We start from the raw sequence: 17146 nt of genomic DNA on the forward strand, positions 1-17146 counted from the left end.
GGCGGCTCGGGGTCGGCTGTGACTGTCGGTAGGCTTTCTGCACATGAGCACGCCTCGCCCCGTCCTCGTGGTGGACTTCGGAGCCCAGTACGCCCAGCTCATCGCGCGTCGTGTGCGCGAGGCGAACGTCTACTCGGAGATCGTGCCGCACAGCATGTCGGTGGCCGACATGCTCGCGAAGAACCCGGCCGCGATCATCCTCTCCGGCGGCCCGTCGAGCGTCTACGCGCCCGGCGCCCCCCAGATCGACGCCGGCATGTTCGACGCCGGGGTGCCCGTCTTCGGCATCTGCTACGGCTTCCAGGCGATGGCCCAGGCGCTCGGCGGCACGGTGGCCCACACCGGTAACCGCGAGTACGGCGGCACGCCGCTGCACGCGCGTCCCGAGGCCGGTGTGCTGCTCCGCGACCTCCCGGACGACCTGCCGGTCTGGATGAGCCACGGCGACTGCGTCACCGAGGCCCCGGCCGGGTTCACCGTCACCGCCGAGTCGGCGGGCGCGCCGGTGGCCGCGTTCGAGGACCTGGTGGGCCGGCGGGCCGGGGTGCAGTTCCACCCGGAGGTCGGGCACACGGCGCACGGCCAGGAGATGCTGACCCGCTTCCTCTACGACATCGCCGGCATCGAGCCCACCTGGACGCCGGAGAACATCATCGACGAGCAGGTGGCACGGATCCGCGAGCAGGTCGGGGACAAGGAGGTCATCTGCGGCCTCAGCGGCGGTGTCGACTCCGCGGTCGCCGCGGCGCTCGTCCACAAGGCCGTCGGCGACCAGCTGACCTGCGTGTTCGTGGATCACGGCCTGCTGCGGGCCGGCGAGGCCGAGCAGGTCGAGAAGGACTACGTGGCCGCCACGGGAATCAAGCTCAAGGTGGTCGACGCCCGGGAGCGGTTCCTCGGGGCGCTGGCCGGGGTGACCGACCCGGAGCAGAAGCGCAAGATCATCGGACGGGAGTTCATCCGGGTCTTCGAGACCGCCGCCCGGGAGATCGCCGCGCACGGCGACGTCGAGTTCCTGGTGCAGGGCACCCTCTACCCGGACGTGGTCGAGTCCGGCGGCGGCACCGGCACCGCCAACATCAAGAGTCACCACAACGTCGGCGGGCTGCCGGAGGACCTGAAGTTCGCCCTGGTCGAACCGCTGCGCACGCTCTTCAAGGACGAGGTCCGCACGCTCGGCCTCCAGCTCGGCCTGCCCGAGGCGATGGTCTGGCGGCACCCGTTCCCCGGTCCGGGTCTCGCCATCCGGATCATCGGCGCGGTCGACGAGGAGCGCCTCGCGGTGCTTCGCAAGGCCGACCTGATCGCCCGCCAGGAGCTCACCCTCGCCGGCCTCGACCGGGGCGTCTGGCAGTTCCCGGTCGTGCTGCTGGCCGACGTCCGCAGCGTCGGCGTGCAGGGTGACGGGCGCAGCTACGGGCATCCCGTGGTGCTGCGCCCGGTCTCCAGCGAGGACGCGATGACCGCCGACTGGTCCCGGCTGCCCTACGACGTGGTCGCCAAGATCTCGACCCGGATCACCAACGAGGTGGCCGAGGTCAACCGGGTGGTCCTGGACGTGACGAGCAAGCCGCCGGGCACCATCGAGTGGGAGTGAGCGCGGCTCACGCCGCCGTGGGCGGAGTCGGCCCGGCCGTCGGGTAGGTCGTCGTCGGGGCGTACGTCGGCTGCGTCGGCTGTGGCGTGGACCCGGCGGCGGGCGGCGGCCCCTGGGGCGCGGCGCCCGTCGGGTGCGGCCAGGCGGGCGCGCCGGCCGGCTCCTCGGGCATCAGGAACCACATGATCGGGTACGCGATCAGCGCGACACCGCCGGTGAGTAGCCCGGCGACCGCGAAGATCACCCGGACCAGGGTGGGGTCGACGGCGAAGTAGCGGCCGACCCCGCTCGCGACGCCCGCCACCATGCGGTCGGTGGTGGGTCGACGCAGCTGCTTGTAGGGAGCGTGGGGAGGAGTGGTGGCTGTCATGTCTCCACGGTCCGCGCCGGGCCGCCCGACGGCCTCGGTGACCGCCCGGATCCCTACCCTGACGGCCCCCTGAGCCGGGAGCGTTGAGTCAGGAATCTGACTCTTTTCGATACCGGTAACCCGCCCCGGGGAGAATTTTCTCCCGTGACCACCACCCTGACGCCGCTGCGCAGGATCGCGGCATACGCAGTTTGTGTCGATTCGCACGACCGGGTCCTGCTGGTTCGCGCCTCGACGCGCTCCGGCACGCCCGGCACCTGGTCGTTGCCGGGGGGTGCGGTCGACCACGGCGAGGACCCGAACCACACCGTCGTGCGCGAGACGGCGGCCGAGACCGGCCTCTCGGTGGCCGTCACCGGCCTGCAGGACGTCCTGGCCGACATGCGGGCGCTGCCCGAGCGGGGCATCACGATCCACACCGACCGGCTCGTCTACCGGGTCGCGGTGCGCGGCGGGACGCTCACCGACCGGGTCGAGCGGCCGACCGACCTGGCCCGGTGGTTCACCCGCGAGGAGGCGGCCCGGCTGCCGCTGCGCTCCTTCACCGCGCGCGCCCTCGACCTGCCGGCGTCCTCGGCCGACGTGGTGCCCGACGAGCCACCGGAGTTCCCCTCCTTCTACGCCGTCCCCGGCCCGGACGGCCTGCACCGGGCGCAGCGCTTCGCCGCGTACGCGGTCTGCACCGACCCGGACGGTCGCGTCCTGCTGACTCGGGTCGCCGACGGCTACCCGGGCGCCGGCTGCTGGCACCTGCCCGGCGGCGGCACCGACTACGGCGAGCAGCCGGGCGCGGCGCTTATCCGGGAACTGGTCGAGGAGACCGGGCAGACCGGCCGCCTCGTCGAGCTGCTCGGGGTGGCGAGCCACCGGGACGCCGCCTCGCTCGGCCCGGAGGGCTATCCGATCGACTGGCACGGCGTACGCGCCTTCTACCGGGTCGTCGTCGACCAGCCGGCCCCGCCCCGGGTCGCCGACGTCGGCGGCTCCACCAGCGAGGCGCGCTGGTTCGCCCCGGCCGAGCTGGGCGCGCTCCCGGCCGAACGCCTCACCGAGGTGACCGCCGAAGCCGTCCAAGCCGCCCGCCTAACCCCCTAACCCTCGCCCTCCCTCCCCCTCCCTCCCCCTCCCGGCCCCGGCCGCCCTACCCCGGTGATCATGAAGTTATTGTCGGGACACGCCCGCATGGACGGCGATAACTTCATGATCGACGGGGAAGACACCGGGCGGGACGGACGCGGGCGGGGGCCAGGGGATGCGGCAGCGGCGACGGGTGGGCGCGTACGGGGTCTGCCGGCGGGACGACGGGCGGCTGCTGCTCGTCCGTGGCTCGGCGAGCGCGCAGTTCCCGGGCATCTGGCAACTGCCCGGCGGCGGCGTCGACCACGCTGAGCATCCCGCGCACGCGGTCGTCCGGGAGGTGACCGAGGAGACCGGGCTGACCGTCGAGGTCGCCGGGTTGCGGGCGGTGGTCGCCGACGTGATCCCGTTCCCGGCCGCCGACGTGGCGCTGCACACCGACCGGCTCGTCTTCGACCTGACCGTCGTCGGGGGAGCGTTGCGCGCCGAGTTGGCCGGCACGACCGACGAGGCCCGCTGGTTCACCACCGACGAGGTGGCCGGCGTGCCACTGATGCCGTTCACCGCCGACCTGCTCGGCCTGCCGGTCACCCCGTTGCCGGCCAGCGCGGCGGGGCCCGCCACCTTCCCGGAGCCGCCGGCCGACCGCCGGCTGCGCTTCGGGGCGTACGGGCTGGTCACCGACCCGGCCGGCCGGGTGCTGCTCACGAAGATCGCGAAGGGCTACCCGGGCGCCGGGCTGTGGCACCTGCCGGGTGGCGGGACCGACCACGGTGAGCAGCCGGTGCCGGCGCTGCTGCGGGAGCTGGTCGAGGAGTCCGGCCAGTTGGGGCGGGTGACCGAGCTGGTCGGGGTGGACAACCTGCACAACCCGGCCGCCTTCGGCCCGGAGGGGCGCCCGCTGGACTGGCACGGCGTACGGGTCGTCTATCGGGTGACGGTCGACGTACCGACCGAGCCGCGGGTCACCGAGCTGGCCGGCGGATCGACCGCGGAGGCGGCGTGGTTCGCGCCCGATCAGCTCGACGGGCTGCGCCTGTCCGAGATCGCGGCCTGGTCAATGGGACGGCGGGTCGGATAGCCCCCACCACCCGAGCCGACATCGACCTACTCCGGTACAGTCGGGATGGGGAATGATGGAGTAACGGGCGATGAAGCCCGGGATGGGAATAAGAGAGCGATTCGCGCGGTTTAAGGGAGATATAAGGACCGCCGACAGCTATCGCCAAGCCCCTCCCCCCTATGCAATGGTGTACTCCGCCACAACGGCTGCCGGGCCGGAAAAGGTCCGGCACGAGACAGCCGGACACCCGCCGACCACGGCGGTCAGCCGATCCGGTGATGGAGGAAACGTGCCGAGAGCCCCTTGGCGCCGGCGTCGTACGACTGACAGTCCGCGCCCCGCAGGGCGTCGCTGGGCGGGCCCGCTGCGCCGGAGCAGCACCTTCGCCCGGCAGGTGCTGCTGGTCCGGGTGGGCCGCCGCGACGGCGACCCGTCGGGCGCCACCGACGTGGCGCTGCCGGAGCCCCGCTACACGGAGCGGCGCCGTCGTCGCTACGGCCTCGACCGCTTCAACCGCACCGGCCTCGACCGGATCGCCCGGGCCGAGATCGACGCGGTCATGCCGGTCAGCCCGGCCCTCGCGCCGGTGGTGGAGCCCGACGAGGAGACCGGACGGTCGATCCCCCTGCTCCCGGGTGAGCGCACCGCCACCCGTCGGATGAAGTTCGCGCTGGTCAACGCGTGCACCCTGAGCAGCCTGATGCTGGGCATGCTGGCCATCTTCCTGGCGATGCAGGGCGAGGTGCAGGTCGCCGCGCTCTGCCTGATCGCCTGCGTCGCGTTCGACGGGCTCGACGGGGCGCTGGCCCGCAAGCTGGGCGTCGCCAGCCCGTTCGGCGCGCAGATGGACTCGTTGGCCGACATGTGCTCCTTCGGCCTCGCCGCGCCCGTGGTGGTCTACGCCTCGCTGGCCGGCTCCGTCTCGACGGCGGCCGCGGCCGTGGCCTGCGCTCTCGTCGCCGCCTGCGCCGCCATCCGGCTGGCCCGGTTCAACGTCTCGCCGAAGGACGGCCGGTTCTTCTGCGGAGTGCCCACCACCATGGCCGCGGCGGTGCTCGCGGTGACCGTGGCGATCCGCCTGCCCGTCCCCGGGCCGGTGCTGCTGGGCGGGGTGGCACTGCTCGCCTTCGCGATGGTGTCCAGCTTCCCCTACGCGAAGCTCGCCCGGCTGGTGAAGCTGCCCCCGTGGCTCTGGCTGGCCCCGGTGGTCGGCGCGCTGATCGACATCCGGCTGACCTTCGCCCTGATCGTGGTCGGTTACCTGGTCAGCGGCCCGGTCCTCTGGCTGCGCCAGCGCCGCGCCGCCTGACCCCGTACGCGGAAAGAGGGGCGCCGCAGCCGCGGCGCCCCTCTTTCCATATCCGACGTCAGCTCCAGCGCGCGATGACGGTCGAGCCGCCCACGACCTTGTCGCCCGGGCCGACCAGCGGCTCCGCCGCCTCGGCCGGCAGGTAGACGTCCGTCCGCGAACCGAACCGGATCAGCCCGAAGCGCTCGCCCTTGGCCAGCAGCGCGCCGATCGGTGCCCGCTGCACGATCCGCCGGGCGATCAGCCCGGTGCGCTGCGCCACCACGACGGTGCCGCGCGCCGTGTCCAGCACCGTGTAGGCCGCCACGTTGTGCTCGGCGTCGGGCTTCATGGCGTTGACGAACCCACCGTCCGCCACGAAGTAGTCGACGACCTTGCCGGCCACCGGCGCGCGGTTGACGTGCACGTCGAGCACCGACAGGAAGACCGCGATCCGCAGCCACTCGCCGTCGCCGAAGCGCTCGTCGTGCAGCCGCTGAACGGACAGGACCTGACCGTCCGCCGCGGCCACGACGGCCGACGGGTCCTCGGGAATGTCCCGCTCCGGGTCCCGGAAGAACGCCGCGACCGGGCCGGCGGCGAGGGCGGGCAGCAGCCAGAGCTTCGACTTCGGTCGGGCCAGCCGAGCCAGGGCGGCCAGGCCCAGGCTGATGCCGGCGGCGGCCACGCCGTTGGAGTCGATGTGCATGGTCCGGGTCAGCGGCACGCTGGACGGCCGGTGGGCCGGCGCGAGGCGGTCCGCCGCGGCCGGGCTGGCCGGCGTGAACCGCAGCCGGTGGAGGCGCACCGGCGGGGTGTTGCGGACCACCAGGTCCGTGGCGACGCCGTACAGTGCGCCCTGCCGCCCCAGCTCGGCCGCCGCGCCGGCCGTCCGGCCGGGGGTCGCCGCGGTCGCCACGCTCAGCACCGCGCCGTCGGCGAGGAACTTCGTCAGCCCCTCGATCGCCGTACGGGTCTCCTCGGCCGTGCCGAGAAGCGGCTCGCCGGCGATCACGACCTCGGCGGCCTCGGCTTCGGCGAGGGAGTCGACCACCCGGACCCGGTCGGCGACCCACCGGCCCAGGGCGGTGACGTGCTCACGCAGCGCGGCGGCGGACGACCCGTCGGCCGGCACCACGGTGAGCCGGTCGCCGGGCAGCAGCGCCTCGATCGCGGCGGCCAGCACCGCGGACTGCGGGTCCGCGCCGACCAGCAGCGCGGCCTTCGGGTCGTTGAGCCGGGCCAGCTCGGTGACGAGGGTACGGGCGGCTCGCTCGCCGATGCGGACCGGACCGGGCCGGCCGGGGGTGGGCACGGCGGGGGACTGGGTCATGTCGGACGGGCTCCTGACAGGGTAGACACGGGAAGCGCGACGGAGGTCCCTCGGCGGCGCGGGGTCGGCCGGTGAAGGCGGGTCCTCCACCGGCCAGCATAGGCGGGCGTACACGCCCGCCGCACCGCCGCCGCCGGCCGGGGCGGCGACCGTGCCCAGCCGTCCGCCCACGTCGGCGGAGCTCAGCGCTCGGGCCGCGCCGCAGGTTCGTCGGAGTCGCGGGTGACCGCCTGCGTCGGTCCGTCGGAATCGCCGGCGACCGTCCGCGTCGGCTCGTCGGAGCCGCGGTCGATCTCCCGCGTCGGCTCCTCGTCGCGGCCGGTCTCCCGGGTCGACCGGTCGACCTGCCACGCCGGGTGGATCCCGGCGGTGGTGGCCTGCGGTTCGAGGAGCCCCGGCCCCGGCTCGGGGGCCGTGTCGGACGGCTGCGCCCAACCCGCCTCCCAGATCGGCGGCTCGACCTCGACGGCCTGCCGGCCGGTGCCGGGTGCGGGCATTCCGGCGCCGGAGAAGGGCGCTGTGGGACTGAGGGCCGAGCCGGCACCGGAGATCGGTGCCGGAACGTCGGCGGGCAGGCCGGAGGTGGGGCCGACCGCCGGTGCCCCGGCGTCGGCCGTCCCGTCCTGGGCGGCGTACCGGCCGGAGCGGAGTGCGCCGACCAGCCCGAGGACCCCGATGAGGATCAGCGCGCCCGCCAGGAACCAGCCGACCGGCGGCAGCGCGAGCCCGAGCAACTGGGCGGAGAGCCACCAGGCGGCGAGGGCCAGGAAGATCAGCCCGAAGGCGAACGAGACGAGGTCGGTGCGGTGGGCCTTCACCGGGTCACCTCCAGGTTGCCGGCGTTGACGTGGATGGACAGGCGGAGTGTTCCGCCGCCGGCGCCGTCCGGGCCGAGGTCGGTGATCTCCCGGGACCGCCCCGCCGGCCCGGCGAAGTGGCGGCCGAAGATCCTCGCGTCACCGGCGTTGACGTCGGCCACCGTGGTCACGTCGACGTTCGGCGGCACCACGACCGTGGCCTTGCCGAAGTTGATCGCGACGCTGATCTCGGTGTTCCGCTTGTCGAAGTCGATCGTCCGCAGGTCGAGCACCGCGTCGCCGAAGCTGTTCTCGTAGCGGTCCGCGAGGTCCTGGTAGCTGGCGGGCGCCCAGGTCACCGCCCCGTCCACACCCCGGACCCGGTCGTACGACTCGGCCACCGTCCCCACGCCCAACGCGGCGGCGGTCACCACGCCGAGCGCGATCAGCCAGCGGGCCCGGCCGAACCAGGTGCCGACGAGCAGCCCGAGACCGATGGTGGCCAGGGCCGCGGCGAAGTACGCCGACGCGCCGACGTCGAACACGTTGAGTAGGTCGAGGACGGCGACCAGGCCCAGGGCCAGGAAGATCAGTGAGAAGGTCACCGCGCCCAGCGGGGAGCGTTCCTTCGGCCGCTTCGGTGGCTTCGCCGGCTTCGGGGGCTTGGGCGGCGGGTAGGTGGACTGCGACGCGTACGGGCCGTGCGGGGCGAACGGCGGCCGGTAGCCGGCCGGGGGCAGCGGCGCGGCCGGCGGATAGTCGGTGCCGGCCGGAGTCGCACTCGTCGGCGTTTGCGCGGAGGCCGCCGTCGACCAGGCGGAGGCCGTCGTGGGTGCGCTGGGCCAACTGGCCGTGTCACCGGTGCCCGGCGACCAGGCCGGCAGCTGCGCGGTGGCCTCGGCGGGCTGCCCGGAGACCGGCGCGGGAGCCGGGACCGGCGCGCCGCCGGAGACGGGGACAGCCCCGTGCGCAGCGCTCCCCCCGTGCGGAGCGCTGACCGGGTGACCGGTGCCGGCCGGCACCGACGCCGGGACCACACCGGGCGCCGCCGTGGCGGGTCCACCGGCCAGGTCGACGGTCGGCGGCGCGGCGAAACGCTCCGGGGCCGGGTAGGCGACCGGCGGCACCGGGCCGGGCGGCGCACCGGGCACCGGGCCGGCCTGCGTGGCGGCCTGCGGACCCCGGTTCGGCCGGTTGAGCAGCAGCGCGCCCCCGATCAGGATGGCCGCGCCGAGCAGAACCGCCCGGAACGCGTCGGTGACGATGTAGCCGAAGCCGACCGCGACCAGGATGCCGAGCACGATCACGGTGACCGGGGACATGCTGGACCGCCCTCGGCCGAGCATCGACTCCACCGGCGACGCGGTGTCCCCCTCGCCGGGGATGATCAGCCACGCGGCGACGTACACCAGGATGCCGATCCCGCCGAAGAACCCGAGCACGGCGAGCAGCACCCGCCAGAGCACCGGATCGGTGTTGGTGGCGCGGCCGATGGCCGCGCAGACGCCGGCCAGGTAGCGCCCGTCGCGGGGCCGGACGAGGCCGTAGCGCGAGGTGAAGCCGGTGCCGCCGGGCGGTGGGCCGGCTGCGGCGCCCGACTGCCCGCCGGGTGGCGGCGGGGTGCCACCGGCGCCGCCGGCACCGGGCACACGGTCGCCGTATCCGAAGGGAGCCCCGAAGCCCGGACCACCGGCGCCGAAGCCCGGACCGGCCGGAGTGCCCGCACCGAAGCCGGGAGCGCCTACCGGTTCGCCCGGGCCGGCCGTCGGACCGCCCGCGCCGAAGCTCGGGCCGCCGGGGGCGGTGTCGCCCGCGGTGTGACCGGTCGACGCCTCGGGCCCCGGGCCGTAGCCCGCCGGGCCCGAGAGGGGACGGGCGGTGTGGGTCGTGGTGTCCGAGGCGCCGGCCACCTCGGCGGGGCTCGTCGGGCCCGGCTCGGCGGGCCGCGCGTCGGTCGGGGCCGTCGAGGCCGGGCCGGTGGACGCGGGTGGCGGGGGTGGCGGTGGTTCACCCGGCTGACCCGCCAGAGGGCGGGGCGGCTGGGCAGCTTCCTCGGTCATGCCTTCGATCCTGCGTCCCCGGTCGCCCGAACGGCCTCAGGACCCGACCCTGACGCCACCCTGAGATCCCGGCCGCCGGAATGTCGGGGGCGTCCCCGTGGTCGGTGGGCGACGCAGCGTGTGACGATCGAACCCGGTGCCGGTCCGCGCCGGCCCCGGCCGGCCGCCGTCGCCGGACTCCGGGGCGCGACCCGCGCCACGCCGCACCTGACCAGGGGGTTTCCGATCACCACCGCAAGCCCGCCGCCGCGCCTCTACCGCGCCCCGGAGCATCGGATGGCCGCCGGGGTGGCCGCCGGCATCGCCGACCATCTGGGCATCTCGGTGCTGCGGGTACGCGTCGCCTTCATGGTCCTGCTCGGGCTGAGCGGGCTCGGTCTGCTGCTCTACGCCGCCTTCTGGGCCGTCGTGCCGCTGCGGCCCGGTGACCCAGGGGTGCCGCCCCGCCGGGACGTGGCCCAACTGCTGCCGTTCGTGGCGATCGGCCTGGGCGTGCTCCTCGTCCAGGTGATGGTCTTCGACTCCGTGGGCGCCGCGGGCACCGCCGGCTGGTTGGTGGCGATCATCGCGGTCGGTGCCGGCGTGATCTGGCACCAGTCCGCGCCGGAGCGTCGCCGGCAGTGGGGCGAGACGCTGCCGGTGCCCTGGCTCGGCGCGGTCGTCGAGGAGAGCGACCGCCGGGCCTTCGTCCTGCGCTTCATCGGCGGCGGGGTGCTCGTGGCGGTGGGGATCATCGGTGTCGCCGCCGTCTACTCGCCGGCGCAGAACTTCGACGCGGTGATCAACGGCGTGATCTTCGCGCTGGTCGGCCTCGCCGGTGTCGGCGTGGTCGCGGCGCCGGTGCTGTGGCGGACGTACAACCAGCTGCGGTCGGAGCGTGAGGGGCGCATCCGCGAGCAGGAGCGGGCCGAGTTGGCCGCGATGGTGCACGACCAGGTGCTGCACACCCTCGCCCTGATCCAGCGCAACGCGGCCGACGTCAAGACCGTCCAGCGGCTGGCCCGCGGGCAGGAGCGGTCGCTGCGCAACTGGCTCTACAAGCCCACCGCGTCGCCGACCGAGCGGCTGGCCGCCGCGCTGGAGCAGGCCGCGGCCGAGGTCGAGGACACCTTCGCGGTCACGGTCGAGGCGGTCGTGGTCGGTGACCGGGAGACCGACGAGCGGGTGGGCGCGCTGGTCGCCGCCGCCCGGGAGGCGCTGGTGAACGCCGCCCGGCACGCCGCGGTGCAGACGATCTCCCTCTACGCCGAGGTCGAGCCCGATCAGGTCAGCGTGTTCGTGCGAGATCGGGGGAAGGGCTTCGACCCCGATACGGTGGAGGACCACCGGCACGGCGTCCGCGGTTCGATCATCGGGCGGATGAAGCGGCACGGCGGTCGGGCCGAGATCCGGTCCGAGCCGGGGGAGGGGACCGAGGTCCGGTTGATCCTGCCGATCTCCCGGGACTCGTCCACGGCGGAAAGGGACAGATGACGATGGCCGAGCAGATGGAGCCGGTCGACGAGGGGGGCCCGCGCGCCGAGCGGCTGCGGGTGTTCCTCGTGGACGACCACGCGATGTTCCGCGCGGGCGTACGCGCCGAACTCGGCGCACACGTCGAGGTGGTCGGCGAGGCCAGCACGGTGGCCGAGGCGGTGAGCCGGATCGCCGCCACGACACCGGACGTCGTCCTGCTCGACGTACACATGCCGGACGGCGGTGGTCGGGCGGTGCTGGAGGCGATGCGGCGTACGCACCCGCAGGTCAGGTTCCTGGCGCTGAGCGTCTCGGACGCGGCGGAGGACGTGATCGGGTTGATCCGGGCCGGCGCCCGGGGCTACGTCACCAAGACGATCTCTCCGGACGAGCTGACCGCGGCGATCCGTCGGGTCGCCGACGGCGACGCGGTGTTCAGTCCCCGGCTGGCCGGCTTCGTGCTGGACGCGTTCGCGGCCCGTCCGGACGCGCCGGTCGCCGACCCGGAGCTGGACCAGCTCACCAACCGCGAGCGTGAGGTGCTGCGACTGCTCGCCCGGGGGTACGCGTACAAGGAGATCGCCAAGGAGCTCTTCATCTCGATCAAGACCGTCGAGACGCACGTGTCCAATGTGCTGCGCAAGCTGCAGATGTCCAACCGCTACGAGCTCTCGCGGTGGGCGGCCGACCGTCGATTGGTGTGAGGTATTCCTCTCCCCGTACAAATGGGACAGATGCCACGGATGTCGCTGGCCGGGGCTGACAAAGATCGAATTGGCGTCCCATAATGCCCCGTCACGTTCTCGCGTGCGGGTGGTGCCACGACCCCGCGGAACGGTGACCTACGCATGCCCGCCGGAGGCGGGCAACCCCTGGGGAGAGGTACACGATCTGATGTTCGGACAACGAGGACGGCGGTGGGCGCGGGTCGCCCTGGCCGCCGTCGCGGGTGGTGCGCTGGCGCTCGGCGTCGCCGGCCCGGCCGCCGCCGACGAGCCGGCCACCGGCATCGCGAAGAGCACGGGCGGCAGCGTCAAGCTCATGCTCAACGGCAAGGCGCAGAGCGTCAGCGGGCTCGCCCTCAAGATCGACGGCAAGCTGGTGCCCGCCTTCTGCATCGACTACCACACGAGCGTGGCGATCGACGGCAGGTACAACGAGGGCACCTGGAGCGAGTCCGAGGTCAAGAACCTCGGCAAGGTGCAGTGGGTGCTCACCCACGGCTACCCGAACGCCGACCCCGCGAAGCTGCTCGCCGCGGCCGGCGCCACCCTGCCGGAGAAGGCGGACGCGAAGAAGCTGCTCTACTTCGGCACCCAGACCGCCGTCTGGCACTTCAGCGACGGCATCGAGCTGGGCAACTGGGCGAACAACGGCAAGGACCTGCTCGGCCAGCGCCAGTACGAGGTGGTCCAGAAGGTCCGCAACTACCTGGTCAACAGCGCCACCGACCAGCCCGAGCCGCGCGCGGAGCTGAAGGTCGACCCGGCCACCGCCACCGCCACCGTCGGCGAGAAGGCCGGCCCCTTCACCGTCACCGGCCCGGCCGGTGACATCACCCTCGCCGTCACCGGCGGCACCGCCGTCGACGTCGACGGCAAGGCGATCACCACGACCACCAACGGTGGCACGTTCTGGCTGACCGGCACCGAGGCCGGCAAGGCCGAGGTGACCCTGTCCGCCAAGGGCTCGGTCTCCTTCGGCCGGGTGTTCCTGTCCGCGAAGGGCAAGAACAAGCACCAGAAGCTCATCCTCGGCGGCAGCACCGACGAGACGGTGACGGCCAAGGCCGGCGCCAGCTTCACCGCCGCGCCGACGACCCCGGCCAGCCCGACCCCGACCGCCACGGCCAGCCCGTCGCCGTCGACCACCGTCTCCCCCTCCGCGACGCCGACGACCCCGGGTGAGAGCCCGGCGCCGTCGACCTCGCCGGCGAGCAACGGCGGCGCGCTGCCGCTGACCGGCTCGCCGATCGCGACCGCGATCACCATCGGCGTGCTGCTGCTCGCCGCCGGCGCGGCCACCGTGCTGGTGATGCGCCGCCGCAAGGTCCGCTTCACCGCCTGATCGACCACACCTCGGCCCCGGCATCCGCGCGAGCGGTGCCGGGGCCGAGGTCTGTCCGGCGCCGGCCTGGTGTGCGCGCACCCCTCGGCGGGTGTCGATCGTCCGCCCGTGGCTCACTCGGTGCGCAGCACGGTGAACGCCTCGGCCAGCCGTCCGGGCGGCAGTCCGGCGGTGTCGGCGACGGTCGTGAGCCGGTCCCGGATCCAGGGCTCCACGTCGAAGTGCGCGGTCTGCGACCGGTGCGCGCGCAGCGCCGCGAGCTTGCGGTCGAACCGGTCGGTCACGTCGACCGCGTGGTCCGGTCCGGGCCCGCCGGCGTACCAGACCTCGCGAACCACCCAGGGCTCCAGCCCTTCGGCGAGCAGCTCCGGGTGTGCGAACCGGTTGCGGGCGTCGGGGTAGATGGCGCAGGTGGTGGCCTCGCCGACCGCCAGGTGGTCCGGGTGGCTGGGGCCGGTGAGCTGCTCCCAGCGGCGCAACGGCGAACTGGTGAGCACCCGGTCGGGGCGGAACCGGCGGATCGCGGCGGTGATGTCGCGGCGCAGCGCCAGGGTCGGGGCCAGCGTGCCGTCCGGGTAGCCGTCGAGGAACTCGACCTGCCGGACGCCGACCGCCGCGGCGGCGGCGCGCTGCTCCGCCGCACGCAGTCGGGGCATCTCCGCCCGGTCGGTGTCGTCGAAGCCGCCCGAGTCACCCCGGGTGGCGAGGAGGTAGGCGACCTCGATACCCTCATCCACCCAGCCGGCGATCGTCCCCGCACAGCCGAAGTCGACATCATCCGGATGGGCAAAAACGGCCAGTGCGCGAACGACGTCGGAGAGCACCGGAGCGGAGGCGGGGAAGGTCACAGGACCTGAGCGTACGCGCCGAGCGAGACTGCGGCGGGACCATGTCTTACCTGCTCAGAGCGGTATGAGACACGCGGTTCGTGATCTTTTCTCAAGTATCGGCAACGTGGCGGCCAACTAACGGCTTGATAACGGCACCTTCACGGAAGCGGCCGGTGGGTGTCACAGTGGCAAGCACCTCGCCCCCGGTGCGAGGCACTCCGTACGGCTCGAAGACCACGCCCGCTGCTCTCGTGACGGTCCGTGGGTGCCAAGCGTGCGCAGTGCCGAGTCCGACCGGGTGAGGTGGCCCGGCGGATCGGTACATAGGTGTCCCGATTTGGCAGTGGTTTCGGCGACCCCTGGCCGGGTCGCCTTGGCGTCACCCCCAGACGTGCGTGAAACCCACGACGGAACCAGGTTAGAAAGAGGAGGCCCCTCGGAATGAGAGTCTCGAAGCGAACGGGTAGCGCGATCGCGCTGGGCGCGGCAGTCGCGCTCATCGCGTCGGGCTGCTCGGGCAGCGACAATGGCGGCGACGCCAGCAACAGCGCCGACGGCGCCATCGTCATCGACGGCACCCAGCCGGAGGTTCCCCTGGTTCCGGCGAACACCACCGAGACCGGTGGTGGCGCGATCATCGACTACCTGTGGACCGGCCTGGTCGAGTACCCGAACAACGGTGGCGCGCCGCAGAACGCCGTCGCGGAGTCGATCACGACCACGGACTCCAAGGTCTACGAGATCAAGATCAAGAAGGGCCTGAAGTTCCACGACGGCACCGAGGTCAAGGCCGCGAACTTCACCAAGGCCTGGAACTGGGCTGCCTACTCGCCGAACGGCGCGCAGAACTCCAGCTTCTTCTCCGACATCGCCGGCTTCGAGGACGTCCAGTCCGAGGACCCGGACGGCGAGGGCCCGAAGCCGGCCCCGGAGCCGAAGGCCAAGGAGCTGTCCGGCCTGAAGGTCGTCGACGACTACACCTTCCAGGTCACCCTCGGCGCTCCGACCGCGGTGTTCCCGACCAAGCTCGGCTACAGCGCGTTCGTGCCGCTGCCGGACGTGTTCTTCACCCAGAAGCCGGACGAGTTCGGCCGCAAGCCGATCGGTAACGGCCCGGTGAAGTTCGTGTCGTGGGAAGACGACGTCTCGATCAAGCTGACGCGCTTCGACGACTACACCCTGCGCGACAAGATGAAGATCAAGGACGTCGACGTCAAGCTGTACCAGCAGGACACGGCGGCCTACAACGACCTGCTCGCGGGCAACCTCGACTTCCAGCAGCAGGTTCCGCAGTCGGCGCTCGCCGGCGACAAGTGGAAGACCGACCTGGGTGACAAGGCCATCCAGTCCGTCACCCCGTCCACCGGCATCATCGCCTTCCCGATCTACGACGCGCGCTTCAAGAACCCGAAGCTGCGCAAGGCGGTCTCGCTGGCGATCAACCGGCAGGAGATCACCGAGAAGATCTTCTTCGGCAACCGCACTCCGGCCGACAGCTGGGCCAACCCGCTGACCCCGGGCGCCAAGGAGAAGAACTGCACCGCCTGCGCCTACAACCCGGACGAGGCCAAGCGGCTCCTGGCCGAGGCCGGCGGCTTCCAGGGCGAGATGGTCTTCTACTACAACGCGGACGCCAGCCACAAGGAGTGGATGGAGGCCGTCGCGCAGAGCGTGAAGAACGTCCTGCAGATCAACGCTCGCGCCGAGGGTGTTCCGACCTTCGCGGTCTTCCGTGAGCAGATCAACGCCCACAAGATGAAGGGCCCGTACCGCGCCGGTTGGCAGCAGGACTACCCGGACGTGGAGAACTGGGTCAACCCGCTCTACGTGACCGGTGGTTCCTCGAACGACGGCCAGTACAGCAACCCGGAGGTCGACGCGCTGGCCAAGGAGGCGAGCGGCGCTCCGAGCCTGGAGGCCTCGCACGCCAAGTTCGCCGAGGCTGTTGCCAAGATCGACCAGGACGTTCCGTCCATCCCGGTCTACTTCCAGGGCCAGCAGTCGGGCCACTCGGACAAGATCAAGAAGGTGGAGCTGACCAACGTCGGCGAGATCGACATCACCTCCGTCGAGCTCTGATCCGAACGGTCACGGTCTGACCCAGGTCGGGCTCACCTACAAGGTGAGCCCGACCTGGGGCCGTTCCGCGAGGGGTGCAAAATACCCCTCGACACGTCGTCACGCGTGTCGGTCGCCGACGCGCCCCCTGTCTGGAGGACCACCCCATGGGCCGTTATCTGTTGAGACGGCTGCTCCAACTCGTCCCGGTCTTCATCGGAACGACCTTCCTGATCTACTGGCTGGTCTGGTCGGTGCCCGGCGACCCCTTCGCCGGCAAGTGCGGCGAACGCCCGTGCCCGCCCGGATTCGTCGCGATGATGACCGAGAAGTTCCAGCTGGACCAGCCCCTCATCGTGCAGTACGCCAACTACATGAAGAACCTCTTCCAGGGTGACTTCGGTACCACCTTCGGCGGCCGCTCGATCAACGACATCATCGCCACGGCGTACCCGAACACGCTGAAGCTGGCCCTGGTGGCCCTGGCGATCGAGGCGATCATCGGTCTCACCGCCGGTGTCGTGACGGGCCTGCGGCGTAACGGCTTCCTGGACAACCTGGTCCTGGTCTCCACGCTCTTCCTCATCGCGCTTCCGATCTTCGTGATCGGTTTCGTGCTCCAGTGGGTGCTCGGTGTGCAGTGGCACATCGTCGAGCCCACCGTCTCGAACGAGATGCGGATCTCCGAGCTGATCGTCCCCGGCTTCGTGCTGGGTAGCGCCTCCATGGCGTACATCGCCCGGGTCGCCCGGACGAGCATCGCCGAGAACCGCCGCTCCGACTACGTGCGTACGGCGATCGCCAAGGGCCTGCCGATGCGCCGCGTGGTGGGCGTGCACCTGCTCCGCAACTCGCTGATCCCGGTGGTCACGCTGCTCGGCACCGACCTGGGTGCCCTGATGGGCGGCGCCATCGTCACCGAGGGCATCTTCCAGATCAACGGCATCGGTCGCGTCGTGTACCGGTCGATCGTCACCAAGGAGAGCGCCACCGTGGTCTCCATCGTGGTGATCCTGGTGCTCGTCTATCTCCTGATGAACCTGCTGGTGGACCTGCTGTACGCCGCCCTGGACCCGAGGATCCGCTATGAGTGAGCGCCGCGAACGAATCATCAACGCAGCGTGCCGGGCCACTCAGGCCGGCACCGAGCG

13 protein-coding genes and 1 pseudogene are annotated in these 17146 nt (G+C 72.4%); 9 read left to right on the top strand and 5 right to left on the bottom strand.

Annotated elements, in window-relative coordinates:
- Nucleotides 1–43: 43 nt before the first annotated feature.
- Nucleotides 44–1597 (top strand): glutamine-hydrolyzing GMP synthase, encoded by a 1554-nt coding sequence (gene guaA, locus GA0070620_RS25995; protein WP_091595103.1) that lies wholly within the window; start codon nt 44–46, stop codon nt 1595–1597.
- 7 nt (nt 1598–1604) lie between these two features.
- Here guaA and GA0070620_RS26000 read toward each other — a convergent pair whose 3' ends face one another.
- A complete protein-coding gene (locus tag GA0070620_RS26000) occupies nt 1605–1967 on the bottom strand; it encodes a PspC domain-containing protein (protein WP_091595105.1) in 363 nt (120 codons plus the stop codon).
- Nucleotides 1968–2111: 144 nt separating this feature from the next.
- Between GA0070620_RS26000 and GA0070620_RS26005 the strand changes: the two genes are divergently transcribed.
- From GA0070620_RS26005 to GA0070620_RS26015, 3 genes are all read left to right on the top strand, one after another.
- Nucleotides 2112–3062 carry an NUDIX hydrolase gene (locus GA0070620_RS26005; RefSeq protein WP_091595107.1) on the top strand — a complete coding sequence of 317 codons (951 nt, stop codon included), beginning with the start codon at nt 2112–2114 and terminating at the stop codon, nt 3060–3062.
- A gap of 157 nt (nt 3063–3219) precedes the next feature.
- Nucleotides 3220–4125, top strand: coding sequence for an NUDIX hydrolase (locus GA0070620_RS26010; protein ID WP_091595109.1), 906 nt, complete (start codon nt 3220–3222; stop codon nt 4123–4125).
- Nucleotides 4126–4471: 346 nt separating this feature from the next.
- Complete coding sequence (locus GA0070620_RS26015) at nt 4472–5416, top strand: CDP-alcohol phosphatidyltransferase family protein (protein WP_091599379.1); 945 nt, start codon at nt 4472–4474, stop codon at nt 5414–5416.
- A gap of 58 nt (nt 5417–5474) precedes the next feature.
- Here the strand turns inward: GA0070620_RS26015 and GA0070620_RS26020 are convergent, their stop codons facing one another.
- The 3 genes and pseudogenes from GA0070620_RS26020 to GA0070620_RS26030 form a co-directional block, all read right to left on the bottom strand.
- The gene (locus tag GA0070620_RS26020; protein WP_091595111.1) at nt 5475–6728 is read right to left on the bottom strand and encodes a phosphatidylserine decarboxylase; all 1254 of its coding nucleotides are present in this window, start codon (nt 6726–6728) and stop codon (nt 5475–5477) included.
- A 563-nt stretch (nt 6729–7291) separates the two neighbouring features.
- A pseudogene (locus GA0070620_RS34330) lies at nt 7292–7546 on the bottom strand (hypothetical protein); the annotation flags it as partial.
- The gene (locus tag GA0070620_RS26030) at nt 7543–9585 is read right to left on the bottom strand and encodes a PspC domain-containing protein (RefSeq protein ID WP_091595113.1); all 2043 of its coding nucleotides are present in this window, start codon (nt 9583–9585) and stop codon (nt 7543–7545) included. The pseudogene GA0070620_RS34330 and the gene GA0070620_RS26030, both read right to left, overlap by 4 nt.
- 225 nt (nt 9586–9810) lie before the next feature.
- Between GA0070620_RS26030 and GA0070620_RS26035 the strand changes: the two genes are divergently transcribed.
- The 3 genes from GA0070620_RS26035 (at nt 9811) to GA0070620_RS26045 (ending at nt 13107) form a co-directional block, all read left to right on the top strand.
- The gene (locus GA0070620_RS26035) at nt 9811–11058 is read left to right on the top strand and encodes a PspC domain-containing protein (protein ID WP_377520131.1); all 1248 of its coding nucleotides are present in this window, start codon (nt 9811–9813) and stop codon (nt 11056–11058) included.
- 2 nt (nt 11059–11060) lie between these two features.
- On the top strand, nt 11061–11744 hold the full coding sequence (locus GA0070620_RS26040; RefSeq protein WP_091595115.1) for a response regulator: 684 nt from the start codon (nt 11061–11063) through the stop codon (nt 11742–11744).
- Nucleotides 11745–11934: 190 nt separating this feature from the next.
- Nucleotides 11935–13107 carry a thioester domain-containing protein gene (locus GA0070620_RS26045; protein WP_172836501.1) on the top strand — a complete coding sequence of 391 codons (1173 nt, stop codon included), beginning with the start codon at nt 11935–11937 and terminating at the stop codon, nt 13105–13107.
- Between the two features lie 113 nt (nt 13108–13220).
- Here the strand turns inward: GA0070620_RS26045 and GA0070620_RS26050 are convergent, their stop codons facing one another.
- On the bottom strand, nt 13221–13955 hold the full coding sequence (locus GA0070620_RS26050) for a PIG-L deacetylase family protein (protein ID WP_231921978.1): 735 nt from the start codon (nt 13953–13955) through the stop codon (nt 13221–13223).
- Between the two features lie 423 nt (nt 13956–14378).
- Between GA0070620_RS26050 and GA0070620_RS26055 the strand changes: the two genes are divergently transcribed.
- Both GA0070620_RS26055 and GA0070620_RS26060 read left to right on the top strand, forming a co-directional pair.
- On the top strand, nt 14379–16016 hold the full coding sequence (locus GA0070620_RS26055) for a peptide ABC transporter substrate-binding protein (protein ID WP_091595117.1): 1638 nt from the start codon (nt 14379–14381) through the stop codon (nt 16014–16016).
- Between the two features lie 146 nt (nt 16017–16162).
- Nucleotides 16163–17089 carry an ABC transporter permease gene (locus tag GA0070620_RS26060; RefSeq protein WP_091595119.1) on the top strand — a complete coding sequence of 309 codons (927 nt, stop codon included), beginning with the start codon at nt 16163–16165 and terminating at the stop codon, nt 17087–17089.
- The last annotated feature ends 57 nt before the right edge of the window (nt 17090–17146 follow it).

Source organism: Micromonospora krabiensis, assembly GCF_900091425.1.
Taxonomy (GTDB): Bacteria; Actinomycetota; Actinomycetes; order Mycobacteriales; family Micromonosporaceae; genus Micromonospora; species Micromonospora krabiensis.